The organism is Rhizobium esperanzae (assembly GCF_014197615.1).
GTDB lineage: Bacteria > Pseudomonadota > Alphaproteobacteria > Rhizobiales > Rhizobiaceae > Rhizobium > Rhizobium esperanzae_A.
Map to the genome: position 1 here is coordinate 252,536 of NZ_JACIFY010000004.1, position 17,469 is coordinate 270,004.

The window sequence follows — 17,469 nt, forward strand, 5'->3', positions numbered from 1 at the left end:
CCCCGGTCAAGGAGAGGGCGCTAGCAGATGATGATGGGCGGTGGGGTGTTAGTTCGTCCACTTCGTCATGAGGTAGCTTTCCGCCTGCGCCAAAGTCGCGTCACTCGACAGGATCGACTGCAGTAGGCCGAACTCACCGATTGCACCATCAAAGGCCGTAGCACTATCGTAGGCGTCCGTGACGTTAGTGAAGAACGCCCCAAGAATGAGCTTGCTGATGGTTATGGCATTGGAGTTCAGCGCCCCACCTGAGAGAACAGCCACACCATTTACCCTCACGGTAAGAGTTGTCCCGCTGAATACCCAGGAGACGACATACCAATTGTTCGCGGGAACAACCTCCGTCCCGGACGCGATATTGGTTTGCGTGCCGTTAGAGACACGGGTGATCCCTACTGCATCCGAGCCGCTCAGATAGTGGCGGATGTAGTCATTTGTCGAAGTTCCATCGTCGCGAGAGAAGGCGATCGGCGTTACCGAGACATCCGGCGTGCCACGTTTTACCGCCATGACGATAGCATATGCATTATCGTCGCCTGTGACGTTAGTAACGAGTGCCGCAGTGCTGTTTATGAGCTTGTCAACGCTGGCGCGAGAGAATTTCACGGCCTTCTTGCCGTTGGCATCCGTCACATAGTCTGGCGTCGTTGCGGCATCGGAATTCGCGAACGTCGCTCCTGTCTTCGACCCGACCCATGCGCCGGCAACAGTTGAACCAGCGACTGCTGGCGTTGTAGCCGCAGCATCAGAAAACACCTTTGTATTGTCGTTCGCATCCCACCAATCGATTGCAGAACTCCAGGCAATCGGGTCGAAAGCCGCCGCCGCGACTGTGACGGTTCGGTTGATCGTCGTCGTTTGGCCGACACTATTGGTGCAGGTGACCGTCAACGCAACGCTGTCGTCTGTGCTGGGGGCTGTCCCTGATAGCGTAACTTGCCCAGTATCATTGCCGGAGATGGTGAGCCACGCCCCCCCGGTCTTGGTGACGTGGTAAGTGTGCGGCCCGAGGTTGCCTGAGTGGAAATCAACATAAGCAATAGTGCGGGAGAAAGCCTCGCCATAAGACGCCGAGGGGTTTGCGAACATTGAAGCTTGTTCGGCCGGCGCCACCCGATACGGCAGCATCGCGCGCTTAGCGGGAGTGCCATCGTCATAGGCATATGTCAGCAGGAGCGGCATGCAGCCGCCTTCTGTTGTCGGCACGGTCCCGGTGACAGCTCGCGTGCCGAGATCGACCGTCATGGAGGTGGGCAGCTTTGTGGTACTGTTTCGCGTCGGCATACCTGGGGCATCGAAATTATCCCAAGCCGCGCTCACCTGCTCAAGGCCGGCCCCAGAGCCGAAGAGCGATAGGGTGGAAGGCAGTGTCGTTGCCCATGAGCCACCAGGGGCAACATCGATAGGTGAGAGAATTTGCAGCGCAGAATTGTCGCCGCCCGCAATCGGGGTCCACGCTCTCCACCAGTCGAATTCGACCGTCTTCGGCCAGTCGCCGGAATTGAAAGTCGAGCTATCCCACCATTCTGCAACCGCAAGGTCAATGCGTACGTCATGTGCGCCTCGCAGACGAGAGACGCGCGTCGTTGTCGAGCCCCGCAACGCGAGAGTGCCAGGCGTCACTGCGTCGTCGTAGAAATAGACCGTGCCCCCGGACTTAACGAACGCAACGTTAATCCACTGGTTGGCGGCATATGCAGGCTGACTTACGGTTTCGGCCGCTGCGCCACCACCATCGCTGGCGGAAACAATGACATTCATCTTGGATGTAAGATTGCCGCTGGCATCCTTGATGCCTTCGACTACATCGATCTCTCCGAAGTCGGGCCAGAACAGCGTCGATGTCCAGAAAGAGGGCCAATATCCGCGAGCAACGCCAGCCGGGAAACGAACGCGGCACTCCAGCGCCCAATCCGCCTTAGCGGAGAGCATGAAATAGGGCGCGGTCTTGAGCGCCCCCGAAATTAGCTTAGGTCTGTTGCCGCCATCGCCACGGCCGCCCGTGTATGTCGTCGGAAGAAAGGGCAGCAGCCCAGCGGCCGGAACGGATGCCGTGAGTGTGGCAATGCTGTTAGCTATTGAAACGCCGTCATATCCCAGCTCTGTCTGGCTCTGGCTACGCGCGCCCCGGAACGCCGGGTCGATATACATCATGTTGTCTTGGGATGCGTTCGTCCCGCGAAAACCGTAGGACGGGGTGGAATGCCCATATTTCCCTGTGAGGTTCGCACCATGCCAGCGAGTTGGAGCAGCGTCAAAATCATCACCCGCCGCCAGCTTGAACGGTGAAAAGATGCCGGATCCGGCTGCCCCAATGGCGATGCCACCGATCAGTTGCACCCCACCACCCTGTTTGGGGGATAGTCCCGCAAGCGAAACAAGGGGCGGCATAGCCACCCCCATTTTTAAACTAGATTTGAGCCCCGCCATGTTATGCGGCGATCCACTGGAGCTTATCGTTCGGCTCGGCGTAGACGTCGTAGTCAGTGGCGGCCGGCACGAGGAAGCGCTTGCCGGTAGTGGCGTCCGGCGTTGGGCCTACCGATACCCACGAGTCGGCGGCCGCACGGATGCGGAACATCGCCTGGCCGGAGCCGGTATTTTCGCCGGGTGCAAAGTTGGTGGACGTGACGCCGCTGGACGGAGCCTCGCTCCATGCGATCTTGCCAAGGATGGCCTGAGACTTGTCTCTGGCGAACAGGGATCCGGGATAACCGCAAACAACGTGAAGGCCTGCAAAAGCCATGGGTAGTCTCCAAAAAATGTGATGGTGTTTGGTGGGGCGTCAGCCGCGCGTGGTGGTGCGGCGTGGCTGGTTTTCGACGATGCGATCAACGCGCAGCGTCATGTTGTCGACGGCGGCCTTGACGCCGCTGATTGCTTCCATGATCTGCTCAGTAGTTTCGCGCAGCCCGGCCTTAGAGACATACGCCTCTGCGGTGTGGAGCTTGTGGGCGGCCAGATCGGCAGCGACCTTTTCGGTATCGCGGCGCTGCGCAACAAGCTTGCCGTCCAGGTATTTCCAGATGCCGAAGAGCGTACCGAATACCGCCATACCGAAGCCGACAACGGCCATGATTTCAGCGCCCGTCATGGCTTCGGCCTCGTGGTGGGCACGGGCAGCTGGCCGCCCTCCAGCGCCGCGTCGCGATCTGCGTAATAGTCGCGCAGCGCCAGGTGCTTGCGGATGCACGAAAGAAGCCGCTCTCGATCGGTGATCCAGAGCTTTTCGAGTTGCGCCTGCGCGAGCGGCTTGTCACCGATATCTACCGGGCCTTTGCAGCGCTCAAGCAGAACACTGTCTGGCCGCGCCAGCTTGGGCGCAGACGGCGGTACGATTAGCCTATCGGACCTTGTTAATGCGCTGCACGCTGGGAGCGCCAAGCACAATGCGGCCAGCATCAGGATCTTCGCTAGCTTCACGCTGCAGTTCCTCAATCTTTTGGTTCAGGGATTCGGTTTCGGCCTGCATCTCTGCGATGCGCTCGGCCTCGCGCGCCTTGGCTTGGTTCTGCACTGCGGCCTGCCGCTCGAGCTCGACGTTGGCTGCCGCTGCGGCCGCGGCGCGCTGGTTAGCGAAGTCCGTCTTCAGCTCGGCGATCTGCACGGTGAATTTTCCAGTTGCAGCCTGATATCCGGAATCATAAATCCGGTTGTAGACTGTTAAGCCGGCCCAAAAGATAGCGCCGGCCACCGCCAATGCGGCGACCACGCCGACAAGCCATTTGTCGACGCCAATGAGTTTTGCGAGCGCGCCGATCATGCCGTGGCTCCTTGCAGGCAGAGCGCCCGTTCAGCCGCACGGCGCTTGGTCAGGCCTGGGATCTTGCGACCCTTTGCCTTGTCCCACATGAGGAAGGCGTCGCAGGCGCCGCGGATGTCTCCGGCATTCAGTTTGCGCGCCACAGTGGAGCCGCAGAAGCCGCCCGGGCCGATGTTGTAGGTCAGTGACACGCCGGCGATATAGGTTTGGATCGGAAGAGCATCCGGCGCCTTGAGACATCCGCGCATTCCGGCCTCGTGCTCTACAAGGCTATCTATGAGCAGGTTGTCGCAGTCTGCCTTGGAGAACTTCATGCCAGGCTTGATGCCCTTTGTCTCGCCGTAGCAGGCCGTCCATATGCCGACTACGTCGCGGTAAGCGTAGAGCCGCAGCCCTTCGAAACCGCCGACGGTTTGCACAGCGAGAGCGCCGGCGAGCGTGATGGCGGCAAGACCGCCACCAGTTTTTCTAAGCCTTGTCGCCATTGGTGGGCTCCTTGTTTTGGATGAGCAGCCGCGCGACATAGGCGCCGCCGAGCAGCGCAAGCGTCAGCCACCACGGCAGGTAATCGCCGATGACCGGCACGACGTTGAGAATGATGTCGGCCACCGCGGCGAGCTCGATGAGGCGGAGCGACCAGGCTTTTTTGTAGACTGCGGCCGCATCAGGGATCAGCACACGCGCGACAGCGTCACGCGTGCTGGTTATCAGCATGCGAAGCATGGGGTGGCTCCGTTACGGTTGAATTTGTCGAGGTGGCGCGTTAATGTCGCGCCATGATGAAGCGGACGCAGACGGTGATCGATGAACTAGCTGGGCTTTACTGCTGGCTTTGGGCCGGCTTGCCCCATGCCCTCTTCCGCAAACTCTTTCCGGAGCCAATTAAGCCCGGCGACTATCACTGGTCGAAATACGATCCCATCTTCGCGCCCAGGGTCCGCCTCACAGACGGCACATGGTCAGGCAACGGCACCTTATGGCGCCGCCGCCGAAAGTCAGATGATCGGTGGGAATACCAGCAGGATCCGGAAACGGCCGATGAGGCCATGGATCGCGTGGTTTAGTTGTTGTATGCCCAGAGCCCGCCGGTATCGGCTATGTTGTTCTTGGCCGTGAACACGCCACCACCCGCCACAACTGGAGTCGCCGTCAGGTCCGTTCGGATATAGGCGTTCATCAGAGCCATTTTGCTCGTCGCATCCAACGTGATATCGCCACCGATCTGGCCGCCATTCCACTGGATGCCTACGGAGTTAATGATCTGGATGGCGCCATGCCCGGCGCCAGCCTGATTGCCGAGCGCGATGCAACCATTGAAGACCTCACCAAGCGTTATGTCTGTAGCGCTGATCGCATAATTGGAATGGTTCATCTGACAGTTGGTGAATGCACCATGGGCGTTATTGGTGCCGCCAGCCAGAGAAACGCACACCGAATTGTAATTCATCTTGCCGTCAGAGAACATGACGTTCCCGCTCTCGACCCGAACCGCAAAGGCGCAATTCGAGATCGAAAAATCGCTCACATGGTCATATTCGGCAACGTTGGTATAGCGAATTCCGTGGTAGCAGCTGGTGGCGCGAATGCCCTTGATGATGCCATCATGCTGCCAGCTTCCAGCTGACAACTCCGCATAGAGACCGGAGCCATTGATGTTAGCGAATTCGATCTTGCCGTCGATCAGATATCGATCGCAGTTCGACAGCTTGATGCCCTTCTGACCAGCATCAGTTAGCGATCCGGGATAGCCAGTGTACGTCGTGGCGTTGCCAACGAAGCGAATATGCCCGCGGATCGACCAGTTCACGCAGTTGGTCATATCCAGGATCGGAGCGTTTGTCGTAGTCGAGATCGTCACCGGTCCGCTGGTCGTGATCTCGATATTCGAAACGCCGGTTAGGCCGGTCGTGGTGTAGCTGCCCGCCTCGATGACTAGGCGCTTGCCGGCCGCCGCCGTAATAGCGTCCTGCAGCGTGTTGTACTGCGAAGAGCGCACCTCACCACCGGCAGACGATGTGCCGCTCGACGGGCCGCCCTTGAACACGTTCGCGCCACGGTCGTCGAACCAACCATGGACAGCGATGTACATGTTACCAGAGGCGCCGCCGCGATGGCGCACTTGGCCAGAAGTGTTCGTCCTGACGCGCAGGCTTCCGGCCGTGTACTGATTGGTGACCTGAATATGTCCGACGTTGCTGCCAGCGTTGCCAGCGCCCGGGGCGGCGTCATTGACGAGTGGCGACGTAATCTCGGCGCCAGCAGAGACCGTGGCCGATGTATATGACACCTCAAACAGCGCATCAACTTCAATGCCGGTCGGGATCGCGCTGAGCGCCAGCAGCGCGGCGCTAGTCGTAACCGCGATAGGGTTGCCGGTCTGAGGAAGCGGATCCAGCAACATGTGCCGGTCGCCACGCTGCACCACGCGCCGCCATGCACCGGAGATGCGGACGCGCGAGCCAAGCCGGCGATATTTGGTGTAGCCAGACGGATAGTTCGCTGCGCCGGTCGGGTTGAGGCTCTGCGACATGCCGATCGCGACGAGTGTGCCGTTGGTGCAGGCAAAGATATGCCACGTACCGTCGGCGATGGCGCTGTCGAATCGACCGCCGTTGCCGGTACCGTAGGCAACATCGAGTTGCCGCGTGACGGCGCTCCAGACCATCATGCCAGGGGCTGCATCATCGGTCGCGGCCACGCCAGCGGCGATGTCGAGATCGTTCGTCAGATCGGTGACGTTGTTGCTGATCTCGCCGCCAAAGAGGTAGCCGCGGGCGAGCGTGGCCTCGAGGGCCGTCTCGGCGTAGGCTTGCGCCTGATCGCGATACCCGAGGGCCTGATCTCTGTAACCAGACGCGGATGCAGCGGCAGCTTCCGCGGCAGCTACGATCGCAGCATTTACCTGATCGGTGATGAGGCGGAAAGTGGATCCGATGACCCGTCCGAAGATCTGCAGTCCGGCCGTCAGGCCGCCTACCGCAATATCGTTCCCGCTGTTGGTCTTGATCGTGAGCGCCGAACTGCCATTGAACGAGACCGTTACCGGTGAAGCAGTGTTTGCCTCAAAGACCGTGAAGACGATCAAGGCCGATTCAGAAGCCGGCATGTCACTTGTCGCAATGATGGCGTTAGGTGTACCGGCGCCGGCGTCAGTCGCAACGATGAAAGAAAACGGCAGATCAGCGACACGAGTCCATGATCCAACGCCGGAAGCGCCAATCTTCTGGTAGATCCCGTTGTAGTCAATCGTAGCGTCCTGCATAACCCACGCCATGGTGTCGGCGGCGTGCAACAGGTCTGCGTAAAGCAATGCGCGTGTCAGTTTGACCGTGCCAGCGTTGCTCCCTACTGCAGTTAGAAACCCTTCAAGGTTGGTTCCCCAATTGCGAATGTCGGGCTTGTAGGGCTTATACGGCCCAGATGAGGGAACGCCGTCCACGACATAATCGCGCCAGACCTGCCTTGCGGTTAGGGCCATTCGAATTCTCCAATATTTTCAAAGGTCAGGTAACGACAAACGAACCCGTCGCGACGGCAGATGCGGCCACGCCTGAGCCGTTGATCGCGACGACGAAGCCATACTTCGTGCCAGCGGTCAGACCGATAACAACACGGCTATCGGCCGAGCTCGGCGAGCCGTATTCCGTGGCCGCCAGCGTTGAGCCGGAAAAGGTGTTGGTGGTGTTGGTGTAAAGCCGCGCGCCAACGTAGTTGGCGCTGTTCGGCGCCGTCCAATTGAATGTGCCTTGGCCGACGCCGCCTGTGACAGAGGCGCCAGTCACAACGCCAGGCGGCGTCGTGTCAGCGGTGGCGGTGAAGGTTTGGTAAGCGGTCCAGTCCGAGCTTGATCCGCCGCCCCATGCGCGAAGCCGAAACTTGTATTGGGTGCCATCCGCCAAGTAGCTTGACCGCACTTGGTCATTTGGCGCCGTCGAGACCACAGACTGCGGCCCGGTGGATCCCGAAGTCTTTTCCCACTCGAACTCGTAAGTCAGCGAATCCGAGACATGGTTCCAGCTTGCGAGAGCGTAGGCCGCAGTGGAGCCGCCCGAGACGACTTCCTGTTGGATGACAACACTGAAACCTGTTGGCGTCGGCGCACCGGCATGCGGGATGATCACAATCGACGATCCCGGCGCACCCTCTTCCGTCGCGGCGTTGAAGTCGTACAGATCAGCTGAAACGACTATGCCGCTGAAGGTCACCGTCATGTCTCGCAGAGAAATCGTCACCTTCGACGTGATCTCGACGATAGCATCGGACAGCTTCGGGCTATACTGAATGCGGACAAACCGGTCATATGAGGGGTCGTTGTCCAGGTCGTAGTGAGCAGTGATCGAGACCCGTGGCGCATTGCGACGGATATATGCAAGCTTCTGCATCCGCTGCATGTGGTTGTGTGACTGCACAGCCACATTATCTACGGTTGACGTGCGCTCCGTGTCCTCGCCAACATATGGATTGCCATATATTGCCGCGTCGTTCGTATTGTAGAGGTCGCTTGGATCGGTGAACCGGCCGCGGACGGCTAGCACGCTCGTCGACGGATCGACGTTCGCGTTGAGGCCAAAGGAAATGATGTTGCTGCGGTCGAAAAGCTTCGTCGGCGCAACATATTCACCGGCGTGCACTCCGATCTTGCCGTCGGCGCGCTCGTAGAGAACCAACTCCGCAGCCTGGTCAAGCGTCCGGCCAACCTCGACAGGATCGCTGTTGGCCCGGAACCACATGCCTCCGTAGTAGCGGCGCTCTGTGCCGCCACTCCTGTTCGTGACGAGCTGATCGCCTACGTTGGCCGCGTTGACCCAGTCAGGCAGATACATGTCGGCCAGCGACAGCTTGCCGCCGTAGGGGCTAGTCATGTGCCAGAGGCGCATTAGCGCGATATTTCGAGAATATGCGGTGGTCTCAGTGCGCGGGTCGTAAAGCAGCATCCCATCGATAACAGCGGAATGTTCCGGCATCTGGTTGGGATAGACATCGAGGTATTTTTTGCTCTCCGCCGTGCCGCAATACATGCGCATCGACGCCAACCCGTCGCCACGATGATTCGTCGTCCAGATCGAAGGGAATTCAGAGATTACATCAGAATATGCGGTCTCGTGATTGAGGCCGAGGCGCGTGTCTATCCTGACATAAGGGCGGCTATCATCATTGAAATGAGCAGGCGATATCACGACGCCAGAGCTATCGAGGTCGATCGCCTCGTCGTGCAGGTAATGCTGGACGAAGCCTTGAATGCGATGCCCCGCCGTCACGATTATGTGGTAGGCGGTTCCATTGCTCTCCTCGAGAAAGACATAATCGCCAGCCTTCTTCACGCGGCCCAGTACGATCGGCAGTGATGGAACCGACTGCTTTAGATTGTATGTTCCGTCTTCCGGCTTAGGCACGGACGGCTTTGGCGTCAGGGCCTTTGACACGAACCCAAGCCCGGCTGCGATACCGCCGTAGAGGAGCGCCGCGGTGCCAAGATAGAGCGCGTTTGCCGCAGCAACCGTCGTTGCCGCTGACGATACGATCAGCGGGATGAGCTCAAGACCAGTCATGAAAATTCCTAAATGGACCAGATCGCCAGCGGTTTGGCTGACATGCTCCCGATGCGATTGGTGAAGCGCACGAGCCAGCGGCGGCCATCGAAGATCGCGCCGAACTGCCGTTCCGGATTATTTGGAGAACCGATGACGCCAACCGCGCCGCAAAGGGCCGTCGACTGGCGGCGGCCGCCGATGCGGGCCGCTGCGGATTCCATCAGAGGCACACAGCCGCCGGCGCCCCGGAGAATGGCGAGATATTCCTCCTCGCTGCTAAACCGGCCGCGCCAATCCTCGACGGGGTCGCGGTGCCCGAGCCAGATCGCCCAGGCAGCTGGGAACAGCATGCAGTTCAGCGTTGCCGCATCCCATTCCTTCCGCTCTTGGGCGGCCAAGAATGCGGCTATCGTCTGCTCTATCATCGGCCACCATCTACCAGTTCGGCCATCTGATCGTGCGATCCTTGAGCCCAGGGATGCGCTCGCAGAACTTGTCGTCGGCCGCAGAAGGATTCAAAATCTTCGCTCGAGCGCGCTGGTCGACGTCGGACAGCACCGCGCCATTGGTCACAGATCGCAGCGTGAAGCGGTTGGCGATATCCACCTGGATCGTCGACTTGATCACAGTGTCGCTGGCGCTATCAACAAAATTGAGGTTGGAAATGGTGCCAGTGAATTTGACGATCGCTGTGCCGGTCGGCTGCTCGTGATCGTCGCACCGCTGCAATAGGATCCGGAACGTCGATCCGACGATGGTGCCAGCTTGGTAGTCATCCCAAATACCGTTGCTTGTCGCCTCGTTGATGCCTGAGAGCACCAGCGACAGCGTAAACGCCTCGGCGTTGATTGCCGCCTCGATCTGCGCCAGTGCGTCTTCCGTAAGTTGGCAAGCGCGATAGACTTCACCATCATCGCCAATCAACGGGCCGCCGGAACCATCCCAAAAACGAAGAGTGCCAGATGGAAGCTCCACCTGGCACATAACACGAAGACTGGCCAATTGCGGCCCTCCATATATTCGCTGGCTACGCCAAGGAATTCCAGTAATCGGTCGCCTCAATGAAGCTGACGTTTGGTCTGGTTCCCTTGTTGATGGCGTCCTGCGTCACATCCATCCCGCGGTCTTCCGCCAGGTGGCATAGACACGTAGGCTGTTCGAAATTCAGATCAGCACCATCGGGAATGAGTTCGCGCACTGCCGGAGTGATCGACACAGTCCACGTGTCGCCATCTATCTCGGTAGCCGGCCCGGTCTCATAAAGCGCGTGATTATAGGAGAACCGGACGCCGACAAGGTCAGCCGCTGCCTTGATTATCCGCAACGATATGCTGGTTGAGCCGATCGGCGTAACGCCAACTGAAACAACAGAAATCGCGCCCTGCTCGTAGAGCATATCGTCATCGAATGTCGTATCGTCGCTGTGCAACGTGTCGGTGCCCGGCTCGAAACGACCAGACAGATAGGGCGCCGAAAGCGAAGATGGCACGCGGACGGATATAAGGCCGGAACGACCGCCAAGCTTCGTGCGCATGGCCTGCCATGTTCGCCATTGATCTCGATACCGGTTCTGCACAACAATGCCGGTGTAGTCGATCGCCCAATAGCCAAGATCTGTGCGGATGACTGGCTCGACGCCGCCGAGAGATCTGCCGCCGCTTCTCGTGAAAGCGACGACATTTGCCTGCACCTGCTGTGGCGTGAGCAGACAGGTCGGCCAGTTGATGACATCGGGCATGGTTTTATCCGTTCCTGTAATCGCTGCCTGCGCTGTCGTTCTGGTATTTCGCCATGGTGGGCACGACCTGCTGATTTGCGGCTGACAGGATGCGCGGGCTGGCCGCAGTCACCGTGTCCTGGCTCACGCTCTTCACGTAGGCACGCAGGCCGCCGGTATCGTCGACGGAAACTCCGACCTGGATCTGCGTCTTGCCGCCGCCGCTTGTCTTTGTGCCACGAGGCAACACGACTTCGCCGCGCTGCAGGATTGCCGGAACCTCGCCCGGCTGCAGGCCAGCAACGCCGCCAGTGTGATAGCGCTTGGCTCCAGAGAACGTCGAAGGCGAGACGCTGCGGCCATGGCCATAGCCGTCTGATCCCGCGACACCTCCAGAGTGAAGGATGCCAGGGATGATCATTCCACCGAGGAGGCCGCCACCGCCGCCGCCAAACAGGCCACCGCCACCAGCCCCACCAAAGATGGCGTTGAGCGAAACATCGATGAGCTTGTCCACGACCTTATCGAGCGCGCCTGCGAGCGCTTCAGCGGCAGACTTGCCGCTGCGGAGGTCGCTGATGAAGCCGCCAACAACGTCGCGACCCAGATCACGAAACTCTTCAGCTGACTTTTTCAGCCTCTCCTGCGAGACCTTGAGCCCTTCGCTCGCCGATGACGCCTTGGCGTAATTGGTAGATAGGGTGTCAATGCTCGCTGCGAGTTCTGGCGTGATGGTCACGCCAGCTTTTTGCGCCTCAGAAAGGAGCTCCTGCTGGATCTTTGCCTTTTCAACAGCGAACCCGTAATCGTTGATGAGTGGGTTCAGTTGAGCTTGCGCAGCATATTGAGCGTTGAGGACGTCAATGCGCTTCTGGATTTCCGCGACATCGCCTTGGAATATCTGATCCGGTGATTTCTTGTCGCCGAGGCCGGCGTCATTCATTGAGACGCCAGTGCCGGAAAGGTAGGATTCAGCTTCCTGCTTGCGGCGCCCAGGGTTGGAACTCAAGGCGGCGATGGCCTTGGCCACTTTCTCAGGGCCACCGCCATCCTGGATGGCTTTTACGACGGCGTCTGGTAGCGAACCGTAGTTGTAGGCAATCGACGTCAGCGCAGCCTGCTGCGCCTCAGAGAGGCTTTTCCATGTATCGATCCCGATCGCCTTCTGAATTCCGTCCTGGAATTCGACAATGCGCCGGGAAAGATCGCGCTGCGCGTCATCGAGCGTGACGACGGTATCCTTGGTGACCTTCTCGACGGATCCGTTGGCTCTGGTTGCGGTGTCGCTACCGAAGCCCACGCGGAAAGCGTTGGTGTCCCATTTGGCGTTGGTGATGAAGCCTTCGAATGAGCGGATAAGTTTTGCCGCAGCCGACTTGCCGACCTCATCCAACTGCGCATCGTTGATGTCGGAGTTGTGCGCTTCTTCGCTGTTCTGGAACCTGCCGTCTCCGGAATACACCGGAGGAATGGTGCCCAGCGGGGATTTGTTGATCTGGGCCTGAAGGCTATTAAGATTTTTGGCATACTCGCCGACTTGCGTGAGCGCCTGCCCCATCGCCGGGATCAGCTCAGTTCGGATCTTTCCGGCAACCCTGGAGATCGCGTCTCCGCCGTTCGCCCCGAGCCCCAGCGCTTCTGCCGTTAGTCCAGCAATCGCGTCCTTCGCCTGCTCACCGGTCAGATGGACCGTCTTCAAGCGCTTTTGGGTTTCCTCGATCGCATCCTGGAGCGGCAGAGATTCATTTGCCGATAGGCGCAATTGCTTGGCCAGCTCCCTGATATTCTCAGGGATGCCCTTCATGCCTTCAATGCGTTCCATTTCCAGCGAAAATTCGCGAAAATCAGGCACGTCTTTCTTGAGTAGCGACAGCGCCTTCTGAAAATCTCGGACGGTCTGCGTTGCGCCATGGAAGTCATCGACCGGCACGCTGAGGATGTCGCCAGAGAGATCTTTGCCAGCGGCGGCGATAGCCTTTTGCAGGCTGCCGAACTCATCCTTGAGCTTCTGCAGCTGGATTTTCTGAACCGACGCAGAATAGCCTTCTACGCTCTTTTTCGCGATGCCCCACGCCTGGTCAAACGACTTGATCAGCTCGGCGTGGGCCTTGAGCAGCTTTTCAGCGTCCGGAACATCCGATTTCAGCGTCGAAAAATACTGCACCGCCGCGCCGGCGAGGCCGATAAGCGCGAACGATGCCAGCGAAATCGGGCTAACCATCGAGGCGAAAGCGCCACCGAGCGTCTTAACGATGCCGCCGAGGCCGCCGCCGGTCGAGTTGAGTGCCTGGGCCACCTGGCTGCCCTGCTGCATCATCACCTGAAATGGTGAAGATCCGCCGGCCAGCGATGTCGCGATATCGTTCAACTGAAACGAAAGGTTCTGCACCGCGGCGCGCTGCGCTCCGAGCGAAGCCTCGACCTTGCGGCCAGAGTTTACGAAGCTGTTGGCCGAATTGTCGTTGGCCTTCTTAAACTTGGTCTCAATGTCTGTCGCGGTCTGCCCGGCGCGCTTTGCGATCGCGGCGAGCTGCTTTTCTGACTGCTTCTGCGTAAATTCGATGGAGACCAGCAGCCGCGCCAGATCTTCCGTGGTTGCCGCCATCCGTTAAAATCCTTCAATACCGAGATTGGCCAGTTGCTCGTCGCCCATCGCAGGTGGTGGCGTCTCTTCGGTCTGGTGAGCCTTGCGGTAGCCTTCGGTGCAGGCGGCAAATTCCCAGAGCGTGCAATCATCGACCTCGCGAGGAGAAAATCCGATCACGGCGCCGGCGGCATAGTAAGACGACCACTTCGTTTTGCCATTCGGCAGCGGGTTAGGGTCTGTTCTGCCCTCCCCGCCTCCTACTCCCCCGGCTCACCACTTGGCTGGTCGTCAGTTTCCCACATGACGAAGCGCCGAAGGATATCTGCGGCCGGAACGGCAAGTGCGTAAGGGCTGGCGATGTCGAGCGCCGAATCCAGCACCTTCTGTGCATCGCGCTCCTGCATGCCGCCACCGATAAGGCCAAGCCGGATTGGCTGGATCACGTCATCGATCTTGAACTGCGAAGACAGGAGGCGCATCAGGACCACTGCGCAGCCGGCGTCACTGCGCTGCTCGATAGCGCGCAATTCGCCGATGCCAAGGCGGAAGGAGTGCTCACCTCCCGCCCATACAATTGATTCAGAGCCTCTCATGCGGCATCCTCTCGTGCAAAATCTTCTGGAAAATTGAGGTGGCAGTCAAAGCCCCACGCCTCGAATGCAGCCTTGTCGTATGCGCGTGCGGCTTGTTCTGGAGTTTGAAAACTTCCAAGAAAGCGCTGCTCTCCGCCACACTTTAGCGACGCTACCCACTTATTCCTCAATGGCTTAAAAGAAATGCCTTTGAAGTCACCTGTAGGCTTCTTCTTGCGACCAGCAATTCCAACTTTTTCGCGCGCATCATCTGTGTGCCTCTTGCCCATTCGGCCGGCACCAATTTTAGCTATAGTCTCAAGGCTGTGCTTTTTACCTGATCGAGCCAATCTCATCTTGAGGCGCACATCAATGCCGATAACTCTACCGGTATGCGCGTCACTCAGTTTAGCGCGCGTCACATCACTCACATTCTTTTTGGCTTCGCTTATTCGCGATCTGTGCTCTTCGCTTTTTGGCTTTCCACGTTGAGCGGCGCTCATTTTTGCGCGTGTTTCTGCACTTCTTGCCGCTCCTCCAGCACCCTCTCCGCCATCTGTCTTGTTGACCAGTAAGCCGCCCATCTCACGGCGACCATAAAGCTCAATCAACTCGACTTCCCTAGCGTGCGCTTGAGATTCGTGCATAAACCAGTCGACTATCTCGACAGAGCATCCGCCATTAGCGTGCACACATTTGAATTCTTTAGAACGATTTGTGGTATTGTGGGCTCGCTTGCCCTTGCCTTTGCCAACGTAGAAAGGCACGCCAGAAGCATCACGCCAGATGTACGTGTAAAATTCCATCGCAAGTATCCCTCTCGCAATCCAGATGTAGCGTTCGGCAGGCGGCTGGATGACCGCTTTTCGGGAGCTACCCTAGCCGAACAACGCATATATAGGCGGCTGGCCGCCTATAAGCAATTTTTACGGCTTCATCGTCCTGGTCGGGATGCCGTCAAACTCAATCGATAGCTCGGCTGTTACCTTCGTGCCCCGCTCGGCTTGGTTATTTATGGAAACCAAATATGCATTGCCTGTTTCGTACTCGGTGTCACCGACAGCGGCGTTGACGTGATGAATGCGGATGCTCTTAGTCTGGCCGGATTCCCACCAGTCGAGAAGAACCTCGTGGCTCTGCGATGCCCAGACGCCAGATGCCGAGATCGTCGCCTCGGACGACTGAACCGCCCTCTCCACAGCCGCAGGCAGCGATTCGTCATCGCAGTCCGGAACTTCGGAAGTCGACATATTGTGCTGGCGGTTGATGCCGCGCGACGTCAGGCCGCAAATGCGGGAATAAACGCCGGAGCCGTTGGTGACCTCGACCTCGAGGACCATCTGATGAAAATTCGCGGTGGTTGCGCGCGTCATTCAATTCTCCAATAAAAAGCCGCCCTGCGGCGGCTGGTCATGGGCTACGCGCCCACCTTCTGTTTTTCTTGCCGTCTAGGCGGCTTTGCCTTTGTCGCGCGGCCGATCGATATGGCGTGCTCGACGAAGTCGTGCGGAAAGTTTTGAGGCTCTGGTTTTGGCTTGGCGTGGAAGCCGAAGCGGCTGCGCGGCCGGCTCCAGTGCACCTCTCGGTGAAACACCGCCCATGCCATCACTCGGGCTCCTCGATGCTGGCCGTGACACTCACGAGACCATGTGTGGTGAGGCCGTCAGAATCGGTGAAGACGCGGCTGAATTCCACGCGTATCTCGGCAAGTGCGTTGTCGGTAAGCGCCAACTCCTGCAGGTGCAGTGCTTTCGTGACGAGGTGGACGAGACGCTTTGCCTCTACCTGCCCGGCAGCCGCGCTCCAGATGTCGACCTGGAACGTATTCAGGCCGCTGGCAATGCAGTCGGCGCCATCCTCGACCGTGTCGGATGGGCCAAAGCTGATATAGGCGGTCTTCGTTTTGTACGGCTCGGCCGGCACGCGGTCATAGACGCCGCCGACCAGCGCAGCGATGTCGGCATTGAGCCTCAGTGTGTCATAGACAAGCTTCTGCAGTTCAGCCTGCGGCGCTTCTGCCATCAATCAGCCTCCGCCGCAGTCGGCGGCCCTTGTAGCCTCATCGCCGCGCGCGTCTGGCGCTTGATGCGGTCCTGGATGCGCTTTCGCAGCGATCGGTATGATGGAAAGAAGAATGGCTGCGCGTGCGCGCCAGGGTGACCGTTGGCGGTGCCTTTGAAGCTCTTGTTGCCACCGCCCTTGGCGACGTTGTGCGGCGCGGTGCCGAACTCGACCCAGGCGGCGTAATAGGCTTTCTCGCTGCCTGCGTAGACAGTGATGCGAAGTCCGCGCTCATTCGGATCGCTCTGCGCAATCACCTTCGAACCCTTCGGAGCATTGCCCCAAGTCCATCCGATGCTGTCACGCAGATCGCCGCTGTCCTTCGGAACGAGCCGCTTCATCATCGCGACGAGTTCGTCGGCGCCCTTCTCCATTGCGCCGCGGGCCGCGAGCTCGATGCGCTTTGGGATGAAGGCTACCTTCTTGTTGAGATCGCCGATGCCTTGAACCATGCATGCTCCATCGCCGCTCTACGCGACGACGCCGCGCTCACAAAGGAAGTCGATCCACTTGTTGTCAGTTGACGCAGTCACGTCATGGATCGCGTATTCGGCGCCAGATCGCATGTCTGTGATGCGCCACTCGGCCGTTACGCGCCTCGTGGCGGCGCCCGCTCTGACGCGGATGATTTGCGGGTGTCGGTTTTCCAGGCGAGCGGCGATAACACTCTCGCCGCCGCGCAGATGCGTGTATTCTGCAGCATCCTGGAACTGCTCAACCCAGCCGGCTACGGTGTTTCCGAAACCATCATCCTGTTCATTGCGAACGGCAAAAGAGACGCGCTCTCTTAGCGCGCCTGCCGCCATTACGGGCTAGCTACGCCAGAATACTGGAAGTCGATGTTCAGAACCGACGTCGAAGACGCCAGACCGACGATCGTGTAGTAGTCGCCGCCAGTGATATCGGCTAGCGGACACAACTTGCCAGGGGTATCAGACAGATACAAAGTTTGGCCGGCGGTGAACACGGCGCCGAGGGTCACCGGGCCGCCAGTCTGAACGACGATCGGCTGATTTGCTGCGGCGCTGTTGAGCGCAACGCCGATGTTGCCGGTCTGGCCGCGAGCTTCGGCCGAGGCCGCGTCGCTATCAGCTAGCTGCCATTTGCCAGTCGTTGCGGTGTCAAGATATACGAAGTCGCCGGCGGCGATAGCCGCGCCGGCGGTGCCGGTTTTGGTCGTCGCGCCGGTGCCAGCCACGACGCTCGCGGGCGTTAGTGTGATGTCTGCCATTTGTGGG

Annotated in this window: 22 protein-coding genes; 1 reads left to right on the forward strand and 21 read right to left on the reverse strand. The window is 59.2% G+C overall.

The window, feature by feature from the left end; genetic code table 11:
• Positions 1-48: 48 nt before the first annotated feature.
• From GGD57_RS07825 to GGD57_RS07850, 6 genes are all read right to left on the reverse strand, one after another.
• Positions 49-2,430 carry a LamG-like jellyroll fold domain-containing protein gene (locus GGD57_RS07825; protein WP_184468444.1) on the reverse strand — a complete coding sequence of 794 codons (2,382 nt, stop codon included), beginning with the start codon at positions 2,428-2,430 and terminating at the stop codon, positions 49-51.
• A 1-nt stretch (position 2,431) separates the two neighbouring features.
• Entirely contained in the window at positions 2,432-2,746 is a 315-nt protein-coding gene (locus GGD57_RS07830; protein ID WP_184468446.1) for a hypothetical protein, read from the reverse strand.
• A 39-nt stretch (positions 2,747-2,785) separates the two neighbouring features.
• The gene (locus tag GGD57_RS07835) at positions 2,786-3,094 is read right to left on the reverse strand and encodes a hypothetical protein (RefSeq protein ID WP_184468447.1); all 309 of its coding nucleotides are present in this window, start codon (positions 3,092-3,094) and stop codon (positions 2,786-2,788) included.
• A 249-nt stretch (positions 3,095-3,343) separates the two neighbouring features.
• A complete protein-coding gene (locus GGD57_RS07840; RefSeq protein ID WP_184468449.1) occupies positions 3,344-3,763 on the reverse strand; it encodes a hypothetical protein in 420 nt (139 codons plus the stop codon).
• Positions 3,760-4,248, reverse strand: a complete 489-nt coding sequence (locus GGD57_RS07845; RefSeq protein ID WP_183819246.1) for a lysozyme — start codon at positions 4,246-4,248, stop codon at positions 3,760-3,762. The genes GGD57_RS07840 and GGD57_RS07845 overlap by 4 nt, the downstream gene beginning before the upstream one ends.
• On the reverse strand, positions 4,232-4,486 hold the full coding sequence (locus GGD57_RS07850) for a hypothetical protein (protein WP_184468451.1): 255 nt from the start codon (positions 4,484-4,486) through the stop codon (positions 4,232-4,234). Before GGD57_RS07850 ends, GGD57_RS07845 begins: the two co-directional genes overlap by 17 nt.
• 53 nt (positions 4,487-4,539) lie before the next feature.
• Between GGD57_RS07850 and GGD57_RS07855 the strand changes: the two genes are divergently transcribed.
• Complete coding sequence (locus GGD57_RS07855) at positions 4,540-4,827, forward strand: hypothetical protein (RefSeq protein ID WP_184468453.1); 288 nt, start codon at positions 4,540-4,542, stop codon at positions 4,825-4,827.
• Here GGD57_RS07855 and GGD57_RS07860 read toward each other — a convergent pair.
• From GGD57_RS07860 to GGD57_RS07930, 15 genes are all read right to left on the reverse strand, one after another.
• Positions 4,824-7,241: a hypothetical protein gene (locus GGD57_RS07860; protein ID WP_184468455.1), complete on the reverse strand. Its 2,418-nt coding sequence runs from the start codon at positions 7,239-7,241 to the stop codon at positions 4,824-4,826. The genes GGD57_RS07855 and GGD57_RS07860 overlap by 4 nt on opposite strands.
• A 25-nt stretch (positions 7,242-7,266) precedes the next feature.
• Complete coding sequence (locus GGD57_RS07865) at positions 7,267-9,312, reverse strand: hypothetical protein (RefSeq protein WP_184468457.1); 2,046 nt, start codon at positions 9,310-9,312, stop codon at positions 7,267-7,269.
• 8 nt (positions 9,313-9,320) lie between these two features.
• A complete protein-coding gene (locus tag GGD57_RS07870) occupies positions 9,321-9,719 on the reverse strand; it encodes a DUF6950 family protein (protein ID WP_432443296.1) in 399 nt (132 codons plus the stop codon).
• A gap of 10 nt (positions 9,720-9,729) precedes the next feature.
• Positions 9,730-10,296: a hypothetical protein gene (locus GGD57_RS07875; protein WP_246713579.1), complete on the reverse strand. Its 567-nt coding sequence runs from the start codon at positions 10,294-10,296 to the stop codon at positions 9,730-9,732.
• Between the two features lie 25 nt (positions 10,297-10,321).
• The gene (locus GGD57_RS07880) at positions 10,322-11,032 is read right to left on the reverse strand and encodes a hypothetical protein (RefSeq protein ID WP_184468461.1); all 711 of its coding nucleotides are present in this window, start codon (positions 11,030-11,032) and stop codon (positions 10,322-10,324) included.
• Positions 11,033-11,036: 4 nt separating this feature from the next.
• Complete coding sequence (locus GGD57_RS07885) at positions 11,037-13,616, reverse strand: phage tail length tape measure family protein (protein ID WP_184468463.1); 2,580 nt, start codon at positions 13,614-13,616, stop codon at positions 11,037-11,039.
• Between the two features lie 3 nt (positions 13,617-13,619).
• On the reverse strand, positions 13,620-13,775 hold the full coding sequence (locus GGD57_RS07890; RefSeq protein ID WP_184468610.1) for a hypothetical protein: 156 nt from the start codon (positions 13,773-13,775) through the stop codon (positions 13,620-13,622).
• An 80-nt stretch (positions 13,776-13,855) separates the two neighbouring features.
• Positions 13,856-14,191, reverse strand: a complete 336-nt coding sequence (locus GGD57_RS07895; protein WP_184468465.1) for a gene transfer agent family protein — start codon at positions 14,189-14,191, stop codon at positions 13,856-13,858.
• On the reverse strand, positions 14,188-14,976 hold the full coding sequence (locus tag GGD57_RS07900; RefSeq protein WP_184468467.1) for an NUMOD3 domain-containing DNA-binding protein: 789 nt from the start codon (positions 14,974-14,976) through the stop codon (positions 14,188-14,190). Before GGD57_RS07900 ends, GGD57_RS07895 begins: the two co-directional genes overlap by 4 nt.
• Positions 14,977-15,096: 120 nt before the next feature.
• Positions 15,097-15,543, reverse strand: a complete 447-nt coding sequence (locus GGD57_RS07905; RefSeq protein ID WP_184468469.1) for a phage tail tube protein — start codon at positions 15,541-15,543, stop codon at positions 15,097-15,099.
• A 44-nt stretch (positions 15,544-15,587) separates the two neighbouring features.
• Positions 15,588-15,776, reverse strand: a complete 189-nt coding sequence (locus GGD57_RS07910) for a hypothetical protein (protein ID WP_184468471.1) — start codon at positions 15,774-15,776, stop codon at positions 15,588-15,590.
• Entirely contained in the window at positions 15,776-16,192 is a 417-nt protein-coding gene (locus GGD57_RS07915) for a DUF3168 domain-containing protein (protein ID WP_184468473.1), read from the reverse strand. The genes GGD57_RS07910 and GGD57_RS07915 overlap by 1 nt, the downstream gene beginning before the upstream one ends.
• Positions 16,192-16,683: an HK97 gp10 family phage protein gene (locus GGD57_RS07920; protein WP_184468475.1), complete on the reverse strand. Its 492-nt coding sequence runs from the start codon at positions 16,681-16,683 to the stop codon at positions 16,192-16,194. The genes GGD57_RS07915 and GGD57_RS07920 overlap by 1 nt, the downstream gene beginning before the upstream one ends.
• Before the next feature lie 18 nt (positions 16,684-16,701).
• Positions 16,702-17,037, reverse strand: a complete 336-nt coding sequence (locus tag GGD57_RS07925; protein WP_184468477.1) for a head-tail adaptor protein — start codon at positions 17,035-17,037, stop codon at positions 16,702-16,704.
• Complete coding sequence (locus GGD57_RS07930) at positions 17,037-17,462, reverse strand: DUF2190 family protein (protein ID WP_184468479.1); 426 nt, start codon at positions 17,460-17,462, stop codon at positions 17,037-17,039. The genes GGD57_RS07925 and GGD57_RS07930 overlap by 1 nt, the downstream gene beginning before the upstream one ends.
• Positions 17,463-17,469: the final 7 nt, after the last annotated feature.

Coding starts and splice junctions, on each gene's coding strand:
- GGD57_RS07840 (WP_184468449.1), bottom strand. CDS start 3,763: ATGATCGGCGCGCTCGCAAAACTCATTGGCGTCGACAAATGGCTTGTC.
- GGD57_RS07855 (WP_184468453.1), top strand. CDS start 4,540: ATGATGAAGCGGACGCAGACGGTGATCGATGAACTAGCTGGGCTTTAC.
- GGD57_RS07870 (WP_432443296.1), bottom strand. CDS start 9,719: ATGATAGAGCAGACGATAGCCGCATTCTTGGCCGCCCAAGAGCGGAAG.
- GGD57_RS07880 (WP_184468461.1), bottom strand. CDS start 11,032: ATGCCCGATGTCATCAACTGGCCGACCTGTCTGCTCACGCCACAGCAG.
- GGD57_RS07885 (WP_184468463.1), bottom strand. CDS start 13,616: ATGGCGGCAACCACGGAAGATCTGGCGCGGCTGCTGGTCTCCATCGAA.
- GGD57_RS07830 (WP_184468446.1), bottom strand. CDS start 2,746: ATGGCTTTTGCAGGCCTTCACGTTGTTTGCGGTTATCCCGGATCCCTG.
- GGD57_RS07865 (WP_184468457.1), bottom strand. CDS start 9,312: ATGACTGGTCTTGAGCTCATCCCGCTGATCGTATCGTCAGCGGCAACG.
- GGD57_RS07925 (WP_184468477.1), bottom strand. CDS start 17,037: ATGGCGGCAGGCGCGCTAAGAGAGCGCGTCTCTTTTGCCGTTCGCAAT.
- GGD57_RS07845 (WP_183819246.1), bottom strand. CDS start 4,248: ATGGCGACAAGGCTTAGAAAAACTGGTGGCGGTCTTGCCGCCATCACG.
- GGD57_RS07895 (WP_184468465.1), bottom strand. CDS start 14,191: ATGAGAGGCTCTGAATCAATTGTATGGGCGGGAGGTGAGCACTCCTTC.
- GGD57_RS07835 (WP_184468447.1), bottom strand. CDS start 3,094: ATGACGGGCGCTGAAATCATGGCCGTTGTCGGCTTCGGTATGGCGGTA.
- GGD57_RS07905 (WP_184468469.1), bottom strand. CDS start 15,543: ATGACGCGCGCAACCACCGCGAATTTTCATCAGATGGTCCTCGAGGTC.
- GGD57_RS07860 (WP_184468455.1), bottom strand. CDS start 7,241: ATGGCCCTAACCGCAAGGCAGGTCTGGCGCGATTATGTCGTGGACGGC.
- GGD57_RS07910 (WP_184468471.1), bottom strand. CDS start 15,776: ATGGCATGGGCGGTGTTTCACCGAGAGGTGCACTGGAGCCGGCCGCGC.
- GGD57_RS07850 (WP_184468451.1), bottom strand. CDS start 4,486: ATGCTTCGCATGCTGATAACCAGCACGCGTGACGCTGTCGCGCGTGTG.
- GGD57_RS07920 (WP_184468475.1), bottom strand. CDS start 16,683: ATGGTTCAAGGCATCGGCGATCTCAACAAGAAGGTAGCCTTCATCCCA.
- GGD57_RS07915 (WP_184468473.1), bottom strand. CDS start 16,192: ATGGCAGAAGCGCCGCAGGCTGAACTGCAGAAGCTTGTCTATGACACA.
- GGD57_RS07825 (WP_184468444.1), bottom strand. CDS start 2,430: ATGGCGGGGCTCAAATCTAGTTTAAAAATGGGGGTGGCTATGCCGCCC.
- GGD57_RS07930 (WP_184468479.1), bottom strand. CDS start 17,462: ATGGCAGACATCACACTAACGCCCGCGAGCGTCGTGGCTGGCACCGGC.
- GGD57_RS07900 (WP_184468467.1), bottom strand. CDS start 14,976: ATGGAATTTTACACGTACATCTGGCGTGATGCTTCTGGCGTGCCTTTC.